Origin of the sequence: Microbacterium sp. Leaf179 (genome assembly GCF_001423785.1) — a bacterium.
In the GTDB taxonomy this organism is placed as follows: Bacteria; Actinomycetota; Actinomycetes; order Actinomycetales; family Microbacteriaceae; genus Microbacterium.
Genome location: NZ_LMPH01000001.1, coordinates 1,051,370 through 1,074,444, shown reverse-complemented (window position 1 = coordinate 1,074,444; position 23,075 = coordinate 1,051,370). Strand labels below are relative to the sequence as shown.

At 68.8% G+C, this 23,075-nt stretch carries 20 protein-coding genes and 1 riboswitch; of the genes, 13 read left to right on the top strand and 7 right to left on the bottom strand.

Features of this window, described 5'->3' with window-relative positions:
• From ASF96_RS04960 to ASF96_RS04930, 7 genes are all read left to right on the top strand, one after another.
• The gene (locus ASF96_RS04960) at nt 1-786 is read left to right on the top strand and encodes a succinate dehydrogenase iron-sulfur subunit (RefSeq protein WP_055834355.1); all 786 of its coding nucleotides are present in this window, start codon (nt 1-3) and stop codon (nt 784-786) included.
• A gap of 155 nt (nt 787-941) precedes the next feature.
• Nucleotides 942-2,141: a YihY/virulence factor BrkB family protein gene (locus tag ASF96_RS04955; RefSeq protein WP_082509291.1), complete on the top strand. Its 1,200-nt coding sequence runs from the start codon at nt 942-944 to the stop codon at nt 2,139-2,141.
• 70 nt (nt 2,142-2,211) lie between these two features.
• Complete coding sequence (locus ASF96_RS04950; RefSeq protein WP_055936531.1) at nt 2,212-3,060, top strand: exodeoxyribonuclease III; 849 nt, start codon at nt 2,212-2,214, stop codon at nt 3,058-3,060.
• Between the two features lie 127 nt (nt 3,061-3,187).
• Entirely contained in the window at nt 3,188-4,192 is a 1,005-nt protein-coding gene (gene trpS, locus ASF96_RS04945; protein WP_082509290.1) for a tryptophan--tRNA ligase, read from the top strand.
• Between the two features lie 73 nt (nt 4,193-4,265).
• Nucleotides 4,266-6,050 (top strand): S8 family serine peptidase, encoded by a 1,785-nt coding sequence (locus ASF96_RS04940; RefSeq protein ID WP_055936525.1) that lies wholly within the window; start codon nt 4,266-4,268, stop codon nt 6,048-6,050.
• Nucleotides 6,051-6,130: 80 nt separating this feature from the next.
• Nucleotides 6,131-6,994: an Fpg/Nei family DNA glycosylase gene (locus ASF96_RS04935; protein ID WP_055936522.1), complete on the top strand. Its 864-nt coding sequence runs from the start codon at nt 6,131-6,133 to the stop codon at nt 6,992-6,994.
• Nucleotides 6,995-7,585: 591 nt separating this feature from the next.
• Nucleotides 7,586-8,098 (top strand): hypothetical protein, encoded by a 513-nt coding sequence (locus ASF96_RS04930; RefSeq protein WP_055936519.1) that lies wholly within the window; start codon nt 7,586-7,588, stop codon nt 8,096-8,098.
• Nucleotides 8,099-8,246: 148 nt separating this feature from the next.
• On the opposite strand, the gene ASF96_RS16770 is transcribed toward ASF96_RS04930, so the two are convergent.
• From ASF96_RS16770 to ASF96_RS16395, 6 genes are all read right to left on the bottom strand, one after another.
• Entirely contained in the window at nt 8,247-9,083 is an 837-nt protein-coding gene (locus tag ASF96_RS16770) for a hypothetical protein (RefSeq protein WP_156458731.1), read from the bottom strand.
• Nucleotides 9,084-9,138: 55 nt separating this feature from the next.
• Nucleotides 9,139-9,693, bottom strand: a complete 555-nt coding sequence (locus tag ASF96_RS04920; protein WP_156458730.1) for a hypothetical protein — start codon at nt 9,691-9,693, stop codon at nt 9,139-9,141.
• A 36-nt stretch (nt 9,694-9,729) separates the two neighbouring features.
• A complete protein-coding gene (locus ASF96_RS04915) occupies nt 9,730-10,662 on the bottom strand; it encodes a hypothetical protein (RefSeq protein ID WP_055936510.1) in 933 nt (310 codons plus the stop codon).
• A gap of 304 nt (nt 10,663-10,966) precedes the next feature.
• A complete protein-coding gene (locus tag ASF96_RS16765) occupies nt 10,967-11,407 on the bottom strand; it encodes a hypothetical protein (RefSeq protein WP_156458729.1) in 441 nt (146 codons plus the stop codon).
• A 123-nt stretch (nt 11,408-11,530) separates the two neighbouring features.
• Entirely contained in the window at nt 11,531-12,508 is a 978-nt protein-coding gene (locus ASF96_RS16760) for a recombinase family protein (RefSeq protein WP_156458728.1), read from the bottom strand.
• Entirely contained in the window at nt 12,505-13,092 is a 588-nt protein-coding gene (locus ASF96_RS16395) for a recombinase family protein (protein ID WP_082509288.1), read from the bottom strand. The genes ASF96_RS16760 and ASF96_RS16395 overlap by 4 nt, the downstream gene beginning before the upstream one ends.
• Before the next feature lie 313 nt (nt 13,093-13,405).
• Nucleotides 13,406-13,554: riboswitch (FMN riboswitch) on the top strand.
• Nucleotides 13,555-13,611: 57 nt separating this feature from the next.
• On the opposite strand from ASF96_RS16395, the gene ribD reads away from it, so the two are divergent.
• The 6 genes from ribD to ASF96_RS04875 all read left to right on the top strand — a co-directional run bounded on the left by ribD (nt 13,612) and on the right by ASF96_RS04875 (nt 20,915).
• The gene (ribD, locus tag ASF96_RS04900) at nt 13,612-14,643 is read left to right on the top strand and encodes a bifunctional diaminohydroxyphosphoribosylaminopyrimidine deaminase/5-amino-6-(5-phosphoribosylamino)uracil reductase RibD (RefSeq protein WP_055936502.1); all 1,032 of its coding nucleotides are present in this window, start codon (nt 13,612-13,614) and stop codon (nt 14,641-14,643) included.
• Nucleotides 14,643-15,299: a riboflavin synthase gene (locus ASF96_RS04895; RefSeq protein WP_055936499.1), complete on the top strand. Its 657-nt coding sequence runs from the start codon at nt 14,643-14,645 to the stop codon at nt 15,297-15,299. Before ribD ends, ASF96_RS04895 begins: the two co-directional genes overlap by 1 nt.
• A complete protein-coding gene (locus ASF96_RS04890; RefSeq protein WP_055834333.1) occupies nt 15,296-16,564 on the top strand; it encodes a bifunctional 3,4-dihydroxy-2-butanone-4-phosphate synthase/GTP cyclohydrolase II in 1,269 nt (422 codons plus the stop codon). The genes ASF96_RS04895 and ASF96_RS04890 overlap by 4 nt, the downstream gene beginning before the upstream one ends.
• Entirely contained in the window at nt 16,564-17,037 is a 474-nt protein-coding gene (ribH, locus tag ASF96_RS04885; protein ID WP_055834329.1) for a 6,7-dimethyl-8-ribityllumazine synthase, read from the top strand. Before ASF96_RS04890 ends, ribH begins: the two co-directional genes overlap by 1 nt.
• A gap of 332 nt (nt 17,038-17,369) precedes the next feature.
• Nucleotides 17,370-18,821, top strand: coding sequence for an MFS transporter (locus ASF96_RS04880; protein ID WP_055936496.1), 1,452 nt, complete (start codon nt 17,370-17,372; stop codon nt 18,819-18,821).
• Nucleotides 18,822-19,034: 213 nt separating this feature from the next.
• The gene (locus ASF96_RS04875; RefSeq protein ID WP_055936493.1) at nt 19,035-20,915 is read left to right on the top strand and encodes an ABC transporter ATP-binding protein; all 1,881 of its coding nucleotides are present in this window, start codon (nt 19,035-19,037) and stop codon (nt 20,913-20,915) included.
• A 199-nt stretch (nt 20,916-21,114) separates the two neighbouring features.
• Here ASF96_RS04875 and ASF96_RS04870 read toward each other — a convergent pair whose 3' ends face one another.
• Entirely contained in the window at nt 21,115-22,998 is a 1,884-nt protein-coding gene (locus tag ASF96_RS04870; protein WP_055936491.1) for a phosphoenolpyruvate carboxykinase (GTP), read from the bottom strand.
• Between the last annotated feature and the right edge of the window lie 77 nt (nt 22,999-23,075).

Here is a 23,075-nt window from a genome sequence, read left to right as displayed (position 1 = left end):
ATGGCATCCACCGTCATCGAGAGCGTCGACACCTCCGACAAGGTCGAGCAGACCCCGGAGGACACCGGGATCCAGTCGTTCCTCGTCACCTTCAACATCCGTCGCTTCGACCCCGAGGTCGACGACGAGCCGCGTTGGGTCGACTACGACGTGGAGCTCTACTCCACCGACCGCGTGCTCGACGCGCTGCACAAGATCAAGTGGGAGACCGACGGCTCGCTGTCGTTCCGCCGCTCGTGCGCGCACGGCATCTGCGGATCGGATGCCATGCGCATCAACGGCCGCAACCGCCTGGCCTGCAAGACGCTGATCAAGGATCTTGACATCTCGCAGCCCATCTACGTCGAGGCGATCAAGGGCCTGCCCCTCGAGAAGGACCTCATCGTCGACATGGAGCCGTTCTTCGCCTCCTACCGCGAGGTGCAGCCCTTCCTGATCTCGAGCTCCAAGCCCGAGGCCGGCAAGGAGCGCGTGCAGTCGATCGTCGACCGCGAGGTCTTCGACGACACCACCAAGTGCATCCTGTGCGCCGCGTGCACCTCGTCGTGCCCCGTGTTCTGGACCGACGGGCAGTACTTCGGCCCCGCCGCGATCGTCAACGCGCACCGCTTCATCTTCGACTCGCGCGACGACGCCGGCGACGTGCGTCTCGACATCCTGAACGACAAAGAGGGCGTGTGGCGTTGCCGCACCACCTTCAACTGCACCGAGGCGTGCCCCCGCGGTATCGAGGTCACCAAGGCCATCGCCGAGGTCAAGCAGGCCGTCCTCCGCGGCGGTCGCTGACCCCTCCCCCTCGAACGGCGGGTGCGCTTCGGCGCCCCGCCGTTCGGCGTTCGACCCCGGGGCCCGACGCGGTCCGGCGTCGACGGAGGTCGCCGTCACGGGCGTGCGTCCCCGCGCGCGGCGAGGCCACGGCATCCATTCATTAGGCTCGACGGGTGACCGAGACCCACTCCGATCCGCGGCCGCTGCCCGCGGTCCGTGAGGACGACACGTCGCTGCGCGATCGGCTCGAGGCCGCGCAGAGCGCCGTGCGCAGCCGCCTCGATCAGCCCATCGCCCGCGCCGCCCGAATCGCGCGCTGGTTCCCGATCCGGGTGTGGCGGCACTTCCTGCAGCACAACGGCTTCCTGCTCGCGGCGGGTATGAGCTACCAGGGGATCTTCGCCGTCTTCTCGGCGCTGTACCTCGCCTTCGCCGGGGTGGGCATCTGGCTCGGCGGCAGCAAGAGCGCCATCGACGGGCTCATCGGGATCATCAACAGCTACATCCCCGGCATCATCAGCAAGAACGGGCTCGTCGATCGCGAGCAGGTCGAGTCCGTCGCCCAGGAGAGCGGACGGCTTCTCACCATCACGGGCATCGTCGCCGTGGTCGTCGTCGTCTGGACGGCCATCGGCTTCGTCACGTTCACGCGCCGGGCGGTGCGCGACACCTTCGGCCTTCCCTTCGACATGCGCAACTACGTGCTGCTCAAGGCCCGTGACTTCGTCGCCTCGATCCTCTTCGGGCTCGCGCTGCTCGTGGGCGCCCTGCTCGGCTCGGTCACGACCGGTGCCGTCGACCTGGTGTTCGGGTTCATCGGGTGGGACCGGGAGACACTCGGATGGTCCGTCGGCGCGCGGGTCGTCTCGCTGCTCGTCGCGTTCGCCGTGAACACCGTCGCCCTCGCCGCGCTGTTCCGGTTCCTCACCGGCACGACCCTCACGTGGCGCCGCGCCTGGCCCGGAGCCCTGGTCGGGGCGACCGGCATGGTGCTGCTGCAGGTCGGTGCGGGATTCCTCGTCGTGTACTCCCCCACGAACCCGCTGCTCGGCACGTTCGCGGTCCTGATCGGCTTCCTTCTGTGGTTCCGCCTCATCGGGATCGTCATCCTGGTCTCGGCGGCGTGGATCGCGGTGGCGGCGGGCGACCGCGACGTTCCGTTGCGCTCGCCCGAGGACCGTCGCGCCATGGAGCAGGCGGCCCTCGTGATCGCGGCGCAGGTGGGCGTGCGCGAGGCCGAGAAGACCCTGGCACTCACCCGGTGGCCGTGGCGCTGGCGCGCGAAGCGGGCGCTGTCCGCGGCCGAGAAGACCCTCGCCCGGGCCGAGGCGGACGTTCCCGCGCCCCGCCGCATGTCGCTGATCCCCGACTGACGCAGAGCGGCGAGGTGGGCGCCCCGTCGAGACCTGCGGCGATGTCGGACCCCGCGGCTAGGCTCGACGGGTGGCTCGTTCCGTACGTATCGTCTCCGTCAACGTCAATGGCATCCGTGCCGCCGTCCGCAAGGGCATGACCGAATGGCTCGACGCCTCCGGCGCCGACATCGTCACCCTTCAAGAGGTGCGGGCGACCGCCGAACAGCTGGCCGAGGCGCTGCCCGGCTGGCAGATCGTCAACGACGAGGCCCTGCAGAAGGGCCGCGCCGGTGTCGCGATCATCAGCCGGCTGCCCGGTATCGCGACGCGCACCCACCTCGGGCCCGAGCCGCTCGACGCCTCGGGCCGCTGGATCGAGACCGACTTCGACATCGACGGCGAAACCGTCACCATCGTCAGCGCGTACGTGCACAGCGGCGAGGTCGACACCCCCAAGCAAGACGCGAAGTGGGTGTTCCTCGATGCCATGGAGCAGCGGTTGGCCGATCTGGCTTCGGAGCGCGAGCTGGCTCTCGTCACGGGTGACCTCAACGTCGGCCATCGCGAGCTCGACATCAAGAACTGGCGCGGCAACCGCAAGAACGCCGGCTTCCTCCCGCGGGAGCGCGCGTACTTCGACCGGTTCTTCGGACCGGCCGGCGAGCAGGTCGAGGGCGTCGACGGTTCCACCGGCGCGGGCCTCGGCTGGGTCGACGTGGGTCGACGCGCCGTCGGCGAGGTCGACGGCCCGTACACGTTCTGGTCGATGCGCGGAAAGGCGTTCGACACCGACAGCGGCTGGCGCATCGACTACCACGTCGCCACTCCGGCCCTCGCGGAGCGCGTCACGAGCTATCACGTGGAGCGCGCCGCCTCGTACGACACCCGCTGGAGCGACCACGCTCCGGTGATCGTCGAGTACACGCTCGGCGCCTGAGGCCCGGCGCCGGTCCCACCGGCATCCGGATGCCGTCGCGTCGTCGTCGCGTGGCGCTCGGGGCATCGACCGCCGCCGACGCCGTCCCGAGAACGGTGCTCCCCGCACCGACGCCTAGGATCGAGGGGTGACTCAGCAGCGCCTCTATTCCGGAATGCAGCCCTCCGCCGACAGCCTCCAGATCGGCAACTACATCGGTGCGCTGCTGCAGTGGCGCGAGCTGCAGGACGAATACGACGCGTTCTTCTCGGTCGTCGACCTGCACGCGCTCACGCAGCCCGGCGACCCCGCCGAGCGCCGCGAGAAGACCCGCCGCACCGCGGCCCAGTACATCGCCGCCGGCATCGAGCCCTCGCGCTCGACTCTCTACGTGCAGTCGCACGTCCCCGCCCACGCCGAGCTGCAGTGGGTGCTGTCGACCCTCACCGGTTTCGGCGAGGCCGGGCGCATGACGCAGTTCAAGGACAAGTCGGCCCGCTACGGCACGGATGCCACGAACGTCGGCCTCTTCACCTACCCGGTGCTCATGGCCGCCGACATCCTGCTGTACCAGACCGACGTCGTTCCCGTCGGCGACGACCAGAAGCAGCACATCGAGCTCACCCGCGATCTGGCTGAGCGCTTCAACCAGCGCTTCGGCCAGACGTTCACCATGCCGAAGCCGATGATCCAGCGCGAAACCGCCCGCATCTTCGACCTGCAGAACCCGACCTCGAAGATGTCGAAGTCGGCCGAGTCCGACGCGGGCGTGCTGTGGATGCTCGACGAGCCGAAGGTGAGCGCCAAGAAGATCATGCGCGCGGTCACCGACTCCGAGGGAGCCGTGCGCTTCGACCGTGACGAGAAGCCCGGCGTCTCGAACCTCCTCGTGATCTACTCGGCCCTCACCGGTCGCGAGATCACCGCGATCGAAGACGAGTACTCCGGTCGCGGCTACGGCGACTTCAAGAAGGGGCTCGCCGAGGTCGTGGTGAACGAGTTCGAGCCGGTGCGCGAGCGCGCCCTCGAGCTGCTGTCCGACCCCGCCGAGCTCGACCGCGTGCTGGCCACGAACGCCGAGCGGGCGGCATCCGTCGCCGAGAAGACCCTCACCGACGTGTACGACAAGATCGGGCTGCTGCGCCGCGGCTGAGCCGGGCCGTTCGAGCCGCCACGCCGACGGTACGATGGCGCGACGGCAGGACGCCGTCCCGACAGGAGTCCCCGTGCCATCGCCGACGTCCTCGCGCCGCGCCGCTCTCATCGCACTGATCGCGCTGGTCGGCCTGAGCGTCCCGACCACCGCTCAGGCGGCCGCCCGCACCGACTGTCGTCCCGTGCCGGCGCCCGCGGCCGACATCCTGCGTGCCAGTGATGCCTGGAGCACGTTCGGGGTCGACGGCAGCGGCGTGCGAGTGGGCGTCATCTCGGACTCGTTCGGCACGGCCGGCGAGGACGTGGTCGCCGCCGACGTCGCAGCGGGATGGCTTCCCGGGCCGGGCAACCCCTGCGGATGGACCACGCCCACGCGGGTGGTGCTCGAGAATTCCACGAGCGCGAGCGACGAGGGCCGGGCGATGGCCCAGCTCGTCCACGGCATCGCGCCGGGGGCCGAACTGATGTTCGCCGCTCCCCCCACGAGCGACAACGCGGGCCTCGCCGTGGCCATCGACGCCCTTCGCGACGCGGGCGCCGACATCATCGTCGACGACCTCGCCGCCGACGACGACCTCGCGTACGAGCGTCTCGCGGCGGGATACGCCGTCCAGCGAGCCGTGGACGCCGGCGTCCTGTACGTCTCCGCCGCGGGGAACTTCGGCCGTCCCGGCGCGGAGGGATACCCCAGCGCGGGCTACCCGGTCTCGGGATGGTCGTCGAGCCGGTACCGCCCGATGCCCTGCGCCGCCGATGTCGAGCAGTCCGCCCTCGCTTCGGCCCCGGAGATCACCGCGGTGGACTGCATGGATGTCGACCCCGGCCCCGGGAGCGATCCGGGTCTGGGGGTGACGCTCTTGCCGGGCTTCGCCACCCTGTCCAACCTGCATTGGGCGCAGAAAGCGGGTTCCGTGACGACGCACCTGGGGTTGGGCGTCAAGAACCTCTCGACCGGAGAGCTGAAGGTCGTCTGGGCCTCCGATCCGGAGCGGCCGCTCGTTCCCTCGGCGTTGTCCGGCCTCGGATCGGCGGATCCGACCGAATGGGAGGTGTCGATCGTGCGTCGGGTGACACCCGAGGCGTCGACGCCGGCGGTCAGCATCGTGATGCCGAACGTCGTGAGGTTCCTCGCGGTCGCCGCTCTGGAGTATTTCCACTCCACCGAGACCGACGACATCGGGGGGAGCCTGATCGGCCACGAGGCCGACCCCGCGACGTTGGCCGTGGCCGCGGTCAACGCCTCCGACCTCACGCTCGGCACCTATTCGTCGGCCGGCCCGGCCACCACCCTGTTCGGCGTGCCGACGGCGACGACGGTGCCCGGTCCCGCGCTCGCGGGAGTCGACGGCCTGCCCGTGAGTCTGCCGATGGACGGTGAGGAGAACCTCTTCTTCGGCACGTCTGCCGCCGCTCCCACGGTCGCCGCCGTCGCCGCTCTCGCTGTGCAGGCGGCACCCGGCACGACGCCGGCTGCCTTGCGCGCCGCGCTCGTCGACGGTGCCCGCGCCGACGCGTTCGCCTCGCCGTGGCCGTCGACGCTCGACGCGTCGCGCTTCTCGGGGGCCGGCTTGACCGACGCGGTCGCGACGGTCGCCGCCGTCCTGCCGCCCGCGCCGACGCCGACGCCCACGCCCGTGCCGACGTCCGTTCCCACACCGACGGCCGTGCCCGCACCCGACCCGACCGCCGCGCCGGCCGCGGCGTCTCCCCCGGGCCGGCTCGCCGAGAGCGGGACGTCGATCGACGGCGTCGCCCTCGGCGCCGGCGTGCTGAGCCTGGTCGCGGGACTCGTCGTCGTGCGCGTCCGCACGCGTCGGCGAAACGGCAGCGACGCGGCGGTCACCGGACGCCGGTGACCGGGGGGAGCGGCCGCACGGCGTCCTGCCCGCGCGCAAGACCCGCCCGCGATGTCGGGGGTGCGTGACACGATGTCCCCATGCCGGAGATGCCAGAGGTCGAAGGGCTCGTCGAGTTCCTGCGCGGACGCATCACGGGGCTGCGCGTCGACAAAGCCACCGTGTCGGCGATCAACGCGCTGAAGACCTACGACCCCCCGCTCACCGCGCTGGTGGGGTCCACGGTCACCGCCGTCGATCGTCACGGCAAGTTCCTCGACGTCACGACCGATGCCGGGCTCCATCTCGTGTTCCATCTCGCCAAGGCCGGGTGGCTGCGGTGGTACGACGCGCTGCCGACGACGATCATCAAGCCCGGCAAGACGCCGATCGCGCTGCGCGTGGGCTTCGACGACGGCTCGGGGTTCGATCTCACCGAGGCCGGCACCAAGAAGTCGCTGGCCGTGTACGCGGTGCGCACGCCCGACGAGGTGCCGGGCATCGCACGGCTCGGCCCCGACCCCCTCGGCGAGGGCTTCGACCGCGCCGCCTTCGGCGCACTGATCGCCGGACGACGCACGCAGATCAAGGGCGTGCTGCGCGACCAGTCGATCATCGCCGGCGTCGGCAACGCGTACTCCGACGAGATCCTCCACGCCGCGAGAATGTCTCCTTATGCTCTGGCGGCGACGCTCACCGACGACGAGGTCGACCGCCTCTTCACCGCGATGACCGAGACCCTGGCCGAGGCGATCCACGAAGCTCGGGGCAAACCGCCCGCCCAGCTGAAGGATGCGAAGCGACGCGGCATGCGCGTGCACGGCCGACGCGGCGAGCAGTGCCCGGTCTGCGGCGACGAGGTGCGCAGCGTGTTCTTCGCCGACAACTCGCTCGAGTACTGCGCCACGTGCCAGACCGGCGGCAAGCTCCTCGCCGACCGGCGCCTGTCGCGGCTGCTGAAGTAGACGCCCGGGGGCGATGCGACCGTTCGCTGTGCGGTCCGGTCGGCCGGAGGCCCCGGTGATCATCACCAGCCTTTGACGACAGGAGTGTCGGCATGAACCGCCACCTCACCATCGCGAGCATCACTCGCGACATCGTCGGCGCAGATCGCGGCTTCAACGTCGCAGCCGACGTTCCCAGCATCACCGCCGACGGCGTTTCGCTGAACGACCTCTGGCGCGAGTTCTCTACGGCGCTCGCGGAGTGGAACAAGACGCGAGACGCAATCTCCGCCCTCTCCACCCGCGCGACCACCGAGTCGTTCGCGCAGACTCTGGTCGGGTCAAACAACATCGAGTTCGAGAAGCAGTCGGAGTTAGGCGTTCCGCAGGCGAGCCGTGTGAGCCCGGATTACATCCGGATGGGTTTCCCGCTCAACTGGTCGGACGCCGGTCTCCGGTATACGCGCAAGTTCCTCCGCGACGCGACTGCCGAGCAGGTCTGCGCGCAGCACCTTGCGGCGCTTGAGGCGGATAACCGAGCCACCTTCCGGGACACCATGTCTGCTCTCACCACCAAGGCGCAGAAGGGCTCTCGCGGCGCGAATCAGAACGGTGTCGAGATTCTTCGACCTCTGGGACGGATCGACCGGCGAGGTTCCGCCTTCGTACGCCGGCCGATCGTTCACGTCCACCCACGATCACTACCTCGCGTCGGGTGCGATGCAGATCGAATTAGGCGACATCGAGGCGCTGATCACCACGATTCAGGAGCACGGCCACGGTCTGCGCGAGTCGAACGAGCAGCTCATCATCATGGTGAACCCCGCACAGATGGACGCGATCAGCTCGTGGAGGAAAGGCGAAGCCAACGCGAACGGCGCGGTCGCGAAGTACGACTTCATCCCTGCCACGTCGGCACCGGCATACCTGACGGATCTGACTATCGTCGGCGACCGCTCACCGTCCCAGTTCAGCGGTCTCGCGCTCGAAGGGTCAATACGGCGACGCGTGGTTGACGAAGAGCTACTTCGCTCCGGCCAACTACCTGATCGCCGTCGCGACCGGAGGGGCGAACTCAGCACATCGGACGCCCCTCGAAGACGGACCTGCGCGGTGAGGTCGTGAACTACATCACCATGCATCGGGACGCGGGCGCTCGAATCTCCGAGATCGCACGCGAACTGAACGAGGCCGGCCACACCACGTCGCTCGGTAACCGGTTCTACCCGTCGACGGTGGCGAAACTGGTTGGGCGCGTCGCTGCGCTCACGGCTCAGAAAGGCGCACCCTCCTGCGGCGGCTCGGAAGCCGAAGAGCTTCGCAGCGTGAAGCTCGCGCTTCGCTTAGATTTCACCTCATCCGTCCATGACAGGCGGACGTAGACGAACCCTTCCTCGTCGGTCCCTCTGATGGTGCCGCTAAACTCCCCGAAAGCGATACCTGACAGTTTTGGCCAATAGGCCGCATCGTCAAACGCGAAGGATCCGTAGGTTCCGTCCGCATTATCCATCCGAACTCCGAGTGCGACACTGCCCGGAATGAGGTTCTCGATGCGGTAACGGCTCACACCGACTCGTCGGTCCTTCTCCGAGGTGACATTCGAAAGACGCCATCGCGGATCTGGCGTCGGCACCTCCGGCGCCTTGACGACGTCGACGCGATCTGCGTCGGTGATCCAAGCTGGGTTGCTCGGCGCCTTGACGTCGACGACCTTTTTGAGGCGAGCTACTTCCTTCTCTATGTCGGCCATTCTTGTCGCGGCAGCTTCTTTCTGCTCATTCATCTGAGTCAAGATTGTCAGCACGACGTTGGGGATTGACTCGCGCACTGCGTTGATAGCTGTGTCCGCGCGCTGCCCCATCGCCTGTCGAGCGACATCGGCTTCCCGAGTGTTCTCCGCCAAGGCCGCGAGCTCGCGCGCGTGCCGACGACTACTGACGGGCCGCCACGAGTAGGCCCACCGCCAAGCCCTGCGCAGACCCGATCGAACATGCGGCCCAAGGCGCGGGAGGCGGCTGAACACGCCGACGATGGCAATGACTAGAAGGCCGCCAATGATCGTCGCGCCGAGGTTGCCGTCGGCCCACTCCCAGAACTCGTTCCAAACCACGTGATCTCCGTCTCAAACCCTACGTTCCTCGGATGAGACGGATCATGGTCCAGTCTCAATCTTCGAAGAACTCATCTTCATCGACGAACTGCTCAGGCCGAGTCACGCCCTCGTCGGCGCGATGGACGACCTTCACTAGTTCACGCAGAATAACCACCAGCCGCACGGCGCCATGCGCGGCAAGCAACAGACAGAGCTCAACGGTCCAAACTGATATCCCGAACGCTCCGATGCCAGCTGCGCTCGCCGCGAGTAGCGCACCAAAAGCAGCGACAAGAGGGGTCGTCACTACCGAGGTCCAGTTTCGGCGCAGACTCGTCGCGGCCTTCATGCGAACTTCCCGGAACCGTGCGTCCTCGCTACTGAGTCCAAACACGACTACTACGCCCGCGAAACCACCGACCATCGCGGCCACGCCAGCCAACCCGAGCGCAAGCTGCGACAGGACTGAACGCTGATCGTTTTCGGATAGCTCGGAGAAGAGCAGGCTCAGATCGAGGTCGTGCAACCACAGAGCGGAGACAATGAATTGAACCGCGACGATTCCGACCAGCAGCGTTGTGACGACGGTCGGGTGATCGACGAACGTCGACAGCAACTTCTTCACCACGTGCATCACCCCCTGTGCGAGACGTTAGTCGGGGCCTCAGACACCGGGAGTGTTGTTGAACTCCTGCACGGCGTTAGACATCGCGACCAGAATCTCTTCGGTGGTCGAGCGCTTGTCACGATGGGTCTGCCAGTTCGCCTTCTTGGTGATCTTGTCGACCATCAAGTCGTGGGTCTCGCGCCTGAGGTCGCCGTCTTCGTTCTCGACGACCATGTTCACCTTGATCCGCCGCGCGAGTGAGTCTTCCTTGAACTTTGCCGCGATGCGCTTGAGCTGGTTTTTCTCCTGAGCGCTACCGCCCTTGATTCCTAGGGACCACCCGACCATCAATGTACCCGTCTGAGGGCCTTCCGCCCGGAGGTTCTCCACTGCGTCAAGCAACGGAATGCCGCCATCTCCGTCGTCGTCCGTGGCGATTTCTTCCTCGGAGTCGAGGTGGAATTCCACTCCAACCGCGCCTTCCGAGTTCAGCAGGCGTTCCAGCGCCGCGTCGTCGATGACAGGACGGAGTTCGATCGATTTTCCTTTCGTCACGTACCCGAGGGCCAAGGTGAGCCAGTTCCCAATGGTCTCGGCTCGGGTCGAACGCCCTGGGCTCATGACGGCGACGCGACCGCCCGAGCCGAAGGGCACGACGAATGTTGGCTCGGACACTCGCAGGTTGTCGGAAAGTACCAGGGGTGCAACCGTCCCTGTTACGAGGTCCGTCTGCTCGATGTGCTCCGATCGGTCGCGCAGCCGCCCTACCTGCAGGTGGTTGATCGCGGGCGCGGCGGGACGAACCACCTGCCCGTAAAACTGATTGCCCCGAATGGAGGTCGTCCGGTCCTTCGGATCTGTCTTTGCTTCGAGCTTGTCGAGCAGTCTGATCCAGAAAGTTGCCTTCACGCGCTTCTCGGTTAGCGGCTTCGTCGCCGTTGCGGCCTGCACGACCCACGTGTCGTAAAACCGTACTTCTTTCGTCGCCATCAGGCAGGTCCCCCCCAAGGTTCAGTCAAGATACGCTACCCGGCTCGTTGAGATTGCTGACGTCCGACTCGCAATCTCGACAGGGCAAAAGAAACACCAACAAGCGGCTCGCACTGTTCGTGTGACCTCGCGTGCACCACGTCCTCAACGCCCAGACCGAGATTTGCCGCCCAGGAACCGTGAGAGCGCGCCTCTAAAACTCAAGGGACCATCGCGCGGCGATATCGCGCCGGTTCGCTCGATGCGTCTTTCGCGCTTCTGGGACCGCCGTTTCGGCAGGCGCGAGTGAGCTACCGAGGACGAGTCACCAGTGGTCGATCCTCAGAGCCATTCCCCAGACGATCGGAACCGGTGCGCTACTTGTCCTAGCTTGCTGCGCGCGTTCGGGGACCGGTTCTACGCACTTGATCCGATGAGTGGCGTAGGCGTCGAGTAGGCGCGCGTCGCCCGACGAGATTCCGGCCGCGCGGCACACTGCGCCGAAGAATTTTTGGCTATCGCCTAGGGCAGCACCGTCGTTGCGACAGGTATGGGTGAAGCGAAATACGGCCTCGACACCACCGGTCGGATCATCCACGTATTCCCACACTGCGCTGATCCAATCGCGATTAGCCACCGACGACGACCGCCTCCCCCACTCGACCGTTCGGAAGCGCTGGTAGACCGCCTCGGATACAAACCACAGTTGACACTCGATGTAGGCGGCGCTGATCGGCTTCCGCAGCCGAGCCTTCTTCTCACCCATGTTTGCCATTCCTCTAACTGCCCCGGGAACGCAAAAACGGACCCGAAGCGTGATCGACGCTTGAGTCCTTTGGGAGCCTTTGGACTGCGGCTCTGGCAGTTCCTGCAGGCTATCACTGCGTCCTCAGCGGGACCATTCAATAACCACACGCGCCTCCATCGCTGCACGTGCCAGCGCAACTCGACGAGCCTCGAAAGCAGGTCCCGACTCCCCCTTACGGGGCAGGGTCGTCGTTGGCAGACCAGCCGGCCAGTCCCTCACCGAGACACGAGCGACCATCGCGCGGAAGAACAGCCGACGCTCACCGGGCGTCCAGTCATCGAATCGGTCGAGAACGTCGCGGCGCTCATGCCAAACGTCGCGCGCCACCGGGCCTCCACGCGAATGGTCGATCTGCTGCGTGAGGTGTGCGATTTCGGAGTCGAGGCGGGCTACCTCGATCTGGGCGTCACGCTCGCTCATGATCCCGGCGACGAATGCCCGCCCCGCGCGATCGCGTTCCCCTTGTCGAGCGTCTCGCTCGGCTCGCAGCTTGGCAGGGTTGCTGTCGGCTGTTTCGCGCTTGCGTTTTACGTCGTCCCAGAACTTGTCATCTTGGAGGTGCGCGAGGCACCGTTCGAAGAGGTGGGCTTCTAGGGCGGCAGCATCAATGCTGACGCGCCCCTCGCTCGTTCCGTTCTCGCGCTTCGGTTGATTCTCGTGGTCACCGTTCGCGAAAGCGCGGCAAACGAGCTTGGTCGGTGCACCCTGTCGTGCCACGGGGTGGAGCGGCTTCCCGCACCGACCGCAGACGATCAGACCTCCGCCAAGCGCGTGCTTCGAGGACTTCACGCCGAGGGGGTTTGTACGGCGCGCCGAATCCGGCGTAAGGCGCTCGGTCAGCCGGTCGAACGTCTGCTGATCGAGGATCGTACTCCAGCAGTTCTGCACACCCGCGGAGTTGGGGCCGATGAGCGCCAAATTGGTGAGGACGTTCCTGAGGACGCTGTGCTTCCAGGGAGCACCCTTCCGAGTCAGGTCACCGCGCTCGTTCCAGTCCTTCACAATGCTGTAAGGCGTCTCGTCCTGGTCGAGGACGCGGGATGCTGCCTCGCCGATCAACGCTGCTTCCCGGTCGTCAAGGACCAGAGTCTTCGACTCTTCAAGAAGCCGAATGGAGGGAGGCCACCGTGCCAGCGCCCAGACTCGACACGCTGAGTGGCCGCTCGCTTGACCCGCTCGCCCACCCGCTCCGCTTCGGCTTGGTCCCAGGTCGCCAGAGTGATTGCTGTAGCTCGGCCATCAGCGGTGCCGAGGTCGAACTCACCACACGCGACTGTCTTGATAACCACCCGACCCGCCTTCGCGAGGTCGATCAGATCGAGTGATTCCCGCAGACGACGGGTGAGGCGACTGTTCAAGTAGGCGAGGACGTGAGAGAACTCGCCCTCCTGCACGCGCCTCACCATGTCGTCGAAAGCTGGCCGGTTCTTCGTGGGGTTCGTCGACGCGGAAACGTTGTTGTCGGTGAAGACGTTCATGACGCGGAGGCCCAGGCGATCAGCCAGGTCACGGCAGTCCCGCTCTTGTCGCGCAACCCCGAGGGCAGCACCTTCCGGATCGTCAGAGATGCGCGTATAGATAGCTGCATGCCCAGGCGACGTAGCAACGGAACCCCTCGGGTCCGCACTGCTGATTCGTCCCATGTCTCGTCAGCCGATCGTGCTGCTGAGGACGCGGGGTATCGCACGTTCGAGTACTGCCCAACGTGCCAAACCCACGGCAGGATCCTCGCTGACCGGCGTCGCTCCCGTCTCGATAAATAGCGCAGGGCGCAAATGCGCCTTGATTACAACTCGCTCGAGTACTGCGCCACGTGCCAGACCGGCGGCAAGCTCCTCGCCGACCGGCGCCTGTCGCGGCTGCTCAAGTAGACGCGCGGACGAGCCCCCGTCGCGTGTCACTGCGTTTCGGGAATGAACCTCGAAACGATGCGTTGACTAGACTTCGAAGAGCAACAACGTGCTCCGGGGTCGGTGAGAATCCGAACCGGCGGTGACAGTCCGCGAACCCCTCCACCTCGGTGGTGGGGCCGATCCGGTGGAATTCCGGGACCGACGGTGATGCGACGGGTATCCGTCGCTAGTCCGGATAGGAGGCAGCACGGATGGCGTGACACGCCTTCCCGCTGGCCCTGCCCCGACTTCGCGGGAAAGGACAAGGCAATGGCATCCGCCGTCGAGATCGACGCCATGAGGCGAGCGCTGCAGCTCGCCCGGCGCGGCCCGCGCGGGCTGAACCCCCAGGTGGGTGCCGTGATCCTCTCCCCCGCCGGCGAGGTGCTGGCGGAGGGCTTCCACCGTGGCGCGGGAACCCCGCACGCCGAGGTCGACGCGCTCTCGCAGCTCGCCCCGGGCGCGGCCCGCGGCGCGACCGCCGTGGTGACCCTCGAGCCGTGCAATCACACCGGCCGTACCGGTCCGTGCGCGCTCGCCCTCATCGACGCCGGTGTGACCCGCGTCGTCTACGCGCTCGACGACCCCACCGACGCCGCCTCGGGCGGAGCCGATCGCCTGCGCCGGGCGGGCGTCGACGTCGAGTCCGGGATCGAGCGCGATGCCGCCGAGTCCGTCGTGCACGACTGGACCGCCCTCGTGCGCACCGGCCGCCCGCACGTCACGGTGAAGTGGGCGCAGAGCCTCGACGGTCGCGCCGCCGCCGACGACGGCACGAGCCAATGGATCACCGGCCCCGCCGCCCGGCGCGACGTGCACGCGCGACGCGCGGCCGCCGACGCGATCGTCGCCGGAACCGGCACCGTGCACGCCGACGATCCCGCTCTCACCGCCCGCGCCGACGACGGCTCGCTGCTCGACGCGCAGCCCACGCCCGTGATCGTCGGACAACGCGAAACTGCCCCGGATGCCGCGGTGCGCCGCCACCCGCGGGAGCCCCTGTTCTACGCCACCCACGATGTGGCCGCCGTGATGGCCGACCTCGGCGCGCGAGGCGTCCAGCGGGTGTTCGTCGAGGGCGGTCCGACGCTCGCGAGCGCGGTGGTCGGCGCGGGCCTCGCCGACGAGCTGCTCGTCTACGTCGCCCCCGTGCTGCTCGGGGGATCGCGCCTCGCCCTCGGCGACGTGGGCGTGTCGACCATCGCCGCCGCCCGTCGGCTGAGCGTGGCATCCATCCAGAACCTCGGCGACGACCTGTTGATCGTCGCCCACCCCAGCTCTGATCGAGAGGGACAATCCTGATGTTCACCGGAATCGTGGAAGAGATCGGCGCCGTCACCGCCGTGGAGCCCTCGGGCGACGGGGTGCGGCTGACGCTGCGCGCGCCGCTGTCGGTATCGGATGCCGGCCACGGCGACTCGATCTCGGTCAGCGGCGTGTGCCTCACCGTCGTCGACCAGGGCGACGACTGGTTCACCGCCGACGTCATGAAGCAGACGCTCGACATGTCGACGCTGGCCGGCGTCTCCGCCGGTCTGCCCGTCAACCTCGAGCGCGCCACCGCCGCACACGGGCGCCTGGGCGGTCACATCGTGCAGGGCCACATCGACGGCACCGGGGTGGTGCGCGAGGTGCGTCCGGGCGCGCAGTGGAGCGTCGTGCGGGTCGGCATCCCGGCTCACCTCGCCCCCCTGGTCGTCGACAAGGGCTCCATCGCGATCGACGGCGTCTCGCTCACCGTCAGCGCGGTCAGCGACGCCGCGGAGTCCGACCCGTGGCTCGAGGTCTCGCTCATCCCCGAGACGCTCGAGGCGACGACCCTGGGCCGCGCCGAGGCCGGCACCCCCGTCAACCTCGAGACCGACATCCTCGCGCGCCACGTGCAGCGCATGCTCGCCTTCCGTACGACCGAGAATCCCGCGGCTGCGGCCGCATCGACCGAGAGGGGCTCCGCATGAGCCTGTCCACCATCCCCGAGGCCCTGGAGGCCCTGCGTCAGGGCCGACCGATCCTGGTCGCCGACGATGAGGACCGCGAGAACGAGGGCGACGTCATCCTGTCGGCCCAGCTCGCGACCCCCGAGGCCCTCGCCTGGACCGTCCGCTGGTCGAGCGGATACGTCTGCGCCCCCATGCCGGGCGAGTGGGCCGACCGCCTGGATCTGCCGCCCATGGTGGCGGTGAACGAAGACGCCCGGGGCACCGCGTACACCGTGAGCGTCGACGCCGCCTCCGGCGTGACCACCGGCATCAGCGCCTCGGACCGCGCGCGCACGCTCAACGTGCTCGCCGACCCCGCGTCGGTGCCGACCAGCGTCATCCGCCCGGGGCACGTGCTGCCGCTGCGGGCCGTCGACGGCGGTGTGCGCGAGCGCGCCGGTCACACCGAGGCCGCCGTCGACCTCATGCGCCTCGCAGGCCTCGAGCCGGTCGGCGCGATCGCCGAGGTCGTCGCCGAGGACGGCAGCATGATGCGCCTGCCCGGACTCTTCGAGCTCGGCGAGCGCGACGGCATCCCGGTCATCACCATCGAGCAGCTCATCGGCTACCTGAACGAGACCGACCCGCTGCCGGTCACGGCTCCCGCGCGGCGCCGGGTGAGCCTGCGGGCGGAGTCGAACGTGCCCACCTCGCACGGCACGTTCCGCTTCCTCGCCTATAAGGACCGCGTCACCGGGACCGACCATCTCGCGGTCGTCTCGGGCGACCTGACCGAGCAGGCCCCGCTGGTGCGGGTGCACTCCGAGTGCCTGACCGGTGAGGCCTTCGGTTCGCTGAAGTGCGAGTGCGGCCCGCAGCTCGACGCCGCCCTCGACACGATCGACCGCGACGGCGGCATCGTCATCTACATGCGCGGCCACGAGGGGCGCGGGATCGGCCTCATCAACAAGCTGCGCGCGTACAACCTGCAGGAGCGCGGCCTCGACACCGTCGACGCCAACCTCGCGCTCGGCCTGCCCGCCGATGCCCGCGATTACGCCGCCGCCGCCGGCATCCTCACCGACCTCGGTGTCGACAAGGTGCGCCTGCTGACGAACAACACCGACAAGGTGTCGCAGTTGCGCGCCCTCGGCCTCGACGTCGTCGAGCAGGTCCCCCTGCTCGTGGGCGTCGGTCCCAACAACCACCAGTACCTCGAGACCAAGCGCGATCGCATGGGTCACATCATCGCCGAGGACGACCTGCGCGACGCCCTCGCGCACATGAAGGAAGAGAGCGCCTGATGGCCGGCAGTGGAGCACCCGAGACCGGCGGCATCGACGCGTCGGACCTGAACGTCGTCGTCATCGCCGGCACCTGGCACGAGGTCATCACGAACGGCCTGATCGCGGGCGCGAAGCGCGTTCTGGATGCCACCGGTGCGACGTACCGCGTCGTGCGGGTTCCGGGCTCCTTCGAGCTGCCGGTCGCCGCCCGGGCCGCCTTCGAGGGCGGCGCGGACGCCGTCGTCGCCCTCGGCGTGATCATCCGGGGCGGCACGCCGCACTTCGAGTTCGTGTCGTCGGCGGCGACCGACGGCCTCACCCGCGTCGCCCTCGACGCGGGCAAGCCCGTGGGATTCGGCGTGCTGACCCTCGACGACGAGCAGCAGGGTCTGGATCGGGCCGGGCTCGAGGGCTCGAAAGAGGACAAGGGCGAGGAGGCCGCGGACGCGGCCATCCGCACCGCCCTGGTTCTGCGGGAGCTGCGCGGCTGACGCGGTGCGGCGGGCCGGCGCGGCGGGCGCGGGTTCGGGGCGCGGAACGTGCACCGGGGCGGTCGACGGACGCCCCGGTGCACATTCTCCGCCCCGGTGTGATCCGGTGACGGTGTCATCCGGCGCTGAGCGCGCGACGGGCGGGACGCATTGCCAGGCGTAACCCGACGAACGCTCAGCGCACGCATAGACTGGTTCGCCTCACGCCCCTCACACGGGGACGTTCCCGGTGCCCCCGCCGCGCGCTCGATCTCGCACACCCCCGCGATCGTTCCGCGCCACCGCTGCGCCCCACCTCGGACGCGAACGATCGACCCTCCCGTCAGGCTGTCATGACCACCTCTTCCCCCTCCACCCGTTCCTCTTCGGCTCCGGCGAACCCGCGCTCGCGCGTCATCACCGCGAGCCTCATCGGAACGACGATCGAGTTCTACGACTTCTACGCGTATGCCACCGCGGCGGTGCTCGTCTTCCCGATCCTCTTCTTCCCCACCGGCAACGAGACCACGTCGCTCCTGCTGTCGTTCAGCGTCTTCGGCGCGGCCATGGTCGCGCGTCCCCTCGGCGCGGTGGTGTTCGGCCACTTCGGCGACCGGTTCGGCCGCAAGGCCACCCTCGTGGCATCCCTGCTGACGATGGGTGTCGCGACCTTCCTCATCGGCCTGCTCCCCACGTTCAACGACATCGGCGTGTGGGCGGCCATCCTGCTGCTGGTGATGCGCCTCGCGCAGGGCTTCGCCCTCGGCGGCGAGTGGTCGGGTGCGGCGCTGGTCGCGACCGAGAACGCCCCGAAGGGCAAGCGCGCGCTGTTCGGCACCTTCCCGCAGCTGGGCGCGCCGATCGGCTTCATCATCGCCAACGGCGTGTTCCTCTTCATCAACTTCGCCCTGCCGCACCCCGACGGCACCGCGCAGCGCTCGGCCGAGTTCCTCGCGTGGGGCTGGCGCGTGCCGTTCCTCTTCTCGGCCGTCATGGTGATCGTGGGCCTGTGGGTGCGTCTGCGCCTCGTCGAGAGCGAGTCGTTCGCCAAGGCCGAGAAGACCGGCGCGATCAAGAAGTTCCCGCTCGGCGAAGCGCTGCGCCGCAACTGGAAGCAGCTCATCCTCGGCACGTTCATCATGCTGGCGACCTACGTGCTGTTCTACCTGATGACGAGCTTCACGCTGTCGTACGGCACCAAGGCGACCCTCGAGGGCGCGCAGGCCGCGGCCGAGAAGGCCGGCACGCCGTTCGATGCCGCCGCCTACGTTCCCGGGTTGGGCTTCGGCTACACCGACTTCGTGATCATGCAGATCATCGGCGTGGTGTTCTTCGGCATCTTCACGATGCTGTCGGGCCCGATCGCCGACCGCATCGGACGCAAGCGCCTGCTGATCGGCGTCACGCTCGCGATCATCGTGTTCGGCCTGACGTTCTCGTTCTTCCTCGTGCCGCACGCCGACCCCGCATTCACCCGCGTGCTCGTGCAGTCGTTCCTCATCGTCGGATTCCTGCTCATGGGCGCGACCTTCGGTCCGATGGGCGCCGTGCTCCCCGAGCTGTTCCCGACGAACGTGCGGTACACGGGCTCGGCGATCTCGTACAACGTCTCGTCGATCCTCGGCGCGGCCCTGGCACCGATCGTGGCCGTCGCCCTGTGGGCGGCCGGCGACGGAAACCCGTGGCTCGTCGGCGTCTACCTCTCGGCCATGGGTGTGCTGACGCTCATCGCGCTCGTGCTCTCGCCCGAGACCAAGGACGTCGACTACGACGACAACATCGCCGCCGGAGCGATCGCGCCGTAGGCGCCGGTTCTTCGGACAGCGGATGCCACGGGGCCTGGGCCTCGTGGCATCCGTCGTCTGCACCCGGCGGCGCGTGCACGACTCCGGCAGATCGGACGCCGCGGCCGCCCGAGCGAGAGGGACGCGCCGAAGCGCAGGAGTCATGCACGTCGGCCGTCGCACCGCGGCGCGAGGTACGGTCGAAGGACCCCCTTTCTTCTTCCCGAGGTGAGCATGTCCGTTCCCGCTCCCGCGCGCGGTCGGCGCGGCCGCCGCGTGCCCCAGGGCCCGCGCGCGTCGTTCCGGCAGCTGCTGCCCTTCCTTCTCGAGCACAAGCGCACCCTCGTGGTCGTCGCCGTCTTGAGCGTGCTCGGCGCCGCCACCACCCTGGTGCAGCCGCTGCTGGTGGGCGAGGTCATCCAACGCGTGCAGAACACCGTGCCCCTCGGGGCGCTGGTCTGGCTGCTCATCGGCTTCGTGGTGCTGTCGTCGCTCATCTCGGGCTACCAGCACTACCTGCTGCAGCGCACCGGCACCGCCGTGGTCTACTCGAGCCGGCGGCGGCTGATCGCCCGCATCCTGCGCCTTCCGATCAGCGAGTTCGACGCACGCCGCACGGGTGACCTCGTCTCGCGCGTGGGTACCGACACCACGCTGCTGTACGCGGTGCTCACACAGGGACTCGCGGATGCCGTGGGCAACGCCCTCATCCTGGTCGGCGCCGTCATCGCCATGGCCTTCATCGACCCGCTGCTGCTCGGGCTCATCGTCGTCGTGATCGGCGCCTCGATCGCGGTGGTCGTCGGGCTGAGCACGCGCATCCGCGCGGCGTCGGCGGTGCAGCAAGAGAAGGTCGGCGAGCTGTCGTCGGGCGTCGAGCGCGCGGTCGGGTCGATCCGCACCATCCGCGCGGCGGGCGCGACCGAGCGCGAGACCGCCACCGTCACCGAGACCGCCACCGAGGCCTACGCCGCGGGCGTGCGCATCGCCAAGGTGTCGGCCCTCATCGTGCCCGTCGCGGGGATCGCCCTGCAGGTGTCGCTGCTCGTCGTGCTGGGCGTCGGCGGGTTCCGCGTGGCATCCGGAGCCATCGACGTGGCCGCCCTCGTGACGTTCGTGATCTTCCTGTTCCTGCTCGTGCAGCCCCTCGCCTCGGCGATCGGGGCCATCACGTCGGTCAATCAGGCGCTCGGGGCGCTCGGGCGCATCCAAGAGGTGCTCGACCTGCCTCTCGAGGACGACGGCGACCGCGCCGCCGGGGCGTCGCCGGTGGCGGATGCCGCGGCGATCGAGTTCCGCGACGTGCGGTTCCGCTACCCCGACCACGTCGTCGAAGCCCGCGAGGCCGCGGCGAGAGAAGCACGCTCGGTGCTCGCCGAGGTGCACCTCGACTCCGCCACCGCCGACGCCGGCACCGAGGTCGAGGACACCGACCGCGAGGTGCTGCGAGGCGTGTCGTTCACCGTGCCCCGCGGGGCGCGCGTCGCCCTGGTGGGCCCGTCGGGCGCCGGCAAGAGCACGATCCTCTCGCTCGTCGAGCGCTTCTACGACCCCACCGGCGGAGCGATCCTCGTCGACGGCGTGGACGCCCGTGACCTGGGACGCGACGCCCTGCGCGCCCGCTTCGGCTACGTCGAGCAGGACGCCCCGACGCTCGCCGGCACCATCGCCGACAACCTGCGCCTCGCCTCGCCGTCGGCCTCCGACGCCGACTGCGCGCGCGTGCTGCACGCCGTGAACCTCGGCGACGTGCTCGAGCGCAATCCGCTGGGCGTCGACGCCCCCGTCGGCGAAGACGGCGTCATGCTCTCGGGCGGCGAGCGTCAGCGCCTCGCGATCGCGCGAGCGCTGCTGGCCGCTCCCCCGGTGCTGCTGCTCGACGAATCGACCTCGTCGCTCGACGGCGTCAACGAGCAGCGCATGCGCGAAGCCATCGACGCCGTGGCCACCGACCGCACGCTGCTGGTCATCGCGCACCGCCTGTCGACGGTCGTCGACAGCGACGTGATCGTGGTGCTCGAGAACGGCCGCGTCGTCGGACAGGGCACGCACAGCGAGCTGGTGGCATCCACCCCGCTCTACCGGGATCTGGCCAAGCACCAGCTGCTCGTGTGAGGACGGCGGCTCGGCCGGAAGCGGAGTCGCCCTCCGCGCGGTGGCGCGGTGCGCGCGCGCTCCGCCGGCGCCGAGACCCGGGCCTCCGCTCGCGTCCCCGGCACGTGGCACGCGCACATGCCGATGCCCCTCGCGCGCGCCAAGAGCGGGAGGGGCATCGGAGTCGGGGCTCGTCTCGCGGCGCGGGACGAGCGGGGGCTCAGGCGCGCTGCAAGCGGTAGCGGAGCGCGGCGAGCTCGGCGCGCAGGGCGGCCGGAAGGTGACTGCCGAACGTGTCGTAGAACTCCTCGGTGAGGTCGGCCTCGGCGAGCCACGAAGCGCGGTCGATCGAGAACAGCTCGTCGAGGTCGGCGGCCGGCAGGTCGAGACCCGACAGCTGCAGATCCTCGACGCGCGGAAGGCGACCGATGGGGCTCTCGACGGCATCGACCTGACCGTCGACGCGGCGGATGATCCAGTCGATCACGCGGGCGTTGTCTCCGAAGCCGGGCCAGAGGAAGCGTCCGTCGTCGCCCTTGCGGAACCAGTTGACCTGGAAGATGCGCGGTGCGCGGTCGAAACGCAGCTTCTGGCCGACGGAGAGCCAGTGGCCGAAGTAGTCGCCCATGTTGTAGCCGCAGAACGGGAGCATGGCGAAGGGGTCGCGACGCAGCTCGCCGACCGTGCCCTCCTGCGCGGCCGTCTTCTCGGACGACACCGTCGAGCCGATGAAGACGCCGTGCGACCAGTCGGTGGCCTCGACCACGAGCGGCACGTTCGTGGCGCGTCGGCCGCCGAACAGGATGACGTCGAGCGGCACCCCCTGGGGGGCCTCCCAGTCCTCGGCGATCTGCGGGCACTGGGCGGCACCGACGGTGAAGCGCGAGTTGGGGTGCGCGGCGGGTCGACCCGACGCGGGCGTCCAGGGGTTGCCCTCCCAGTCGGTGAGGTGCGGGGGCGCCTCGTCGGTCAGGCCCTCCCACCAGACGTCGCCGTCGGGGCGGAGCGCGACGTTGGTGAAGATCGTGTTGCCCCAGAGCGTCTCGATGGCGGTGACGTTGGTCGACTCGCCCGTGCCCGGTGCGACGCCGAAGAAGCCGGCCTCGGGGTTGATTGCCCACAGGCGCCCGTCTTCTCCCGGACGGATCCAGGTGATGTCGTCGCCGAGGGTCTCGACGCGCCAGCCGGGGATGGTGGGGCGGAGCATGGCGAGGTTGGTCTTGCCGCAGGCCGAGGGGAAAGCGGCGGCCACGTGGTACGCCTTGCCCTTCGGGTCGATCACGCGGATGAGCAGCATGTGCTCGGCGAGCCAGCCCTCGTCGCGGCCGATGATCGACGCGATGCGCAGGGCGAAGCACTTCTTCGCCAGGATCGCGTTCCCGCCGTAGCCCGAGCCGAACGACCACACCTCGAGGGTGTCGGGGAAGTGCACGATGTACTTCTCGTCGTTGCAGGGCCACGAGACGTCGTCCTGACCGGCGGCGAGCGGCGCTCCGACCGAGTGCACGGTCTTGACCCACGGGGCCCCGGCGGCGATCTGCTCGGTGACGGCCGTGCCGACGCGCGTCATCACACCGATGGATGCCACGGCGTAGGCGCTGTCGGTGATCTGCACGCCGATGTGGCTGAGGGGGCCGCCGACCGCGCCCATCGAGAAGGGCACGACGTACATCGTGCGCCCGCGCATCGAACCCTCGAAGACGCCGTTCAACGTCTCGCGGATCTCGGCCGGGGCGATCCAGTTGTTGGTGGGCCCGGCATCCTCTTCGCTCTCGGAGGCGATGTAGGTGCGCGACTCGAGACGGGCGACGTCGCCGGGGTGCGAGCGGGCCAGGTACGAACCCGGACGCCACTCGGGGTTGAGCTTGATGAGCTTGCCCTCGTCGACCATCTCGCGCAGCAGGGCGTCGTTCTCGGCGGCCGAGCCGTCGACCCAGTGGATGCGGTCGGGCTGCGTGAGGGCGGCGACCTGGTCGACCCACGCGGTCAGCGCGGCGAGACCCGGGCCCTCGACGGCCGGACGCACGCCGTGACCGGCACGAGGGGCGCGGGTGGGGGACGCGACGTTGCGCGGGGTGGAGCTGAAGATGTCGGCGAGTGCCATGTCGTTCTCCTCGGTTGAGAGCGAAATCGGTGGTCTTCCTCCATGGTGCGGGTGCGTGCGGGTTCTTTCCGGCGAAA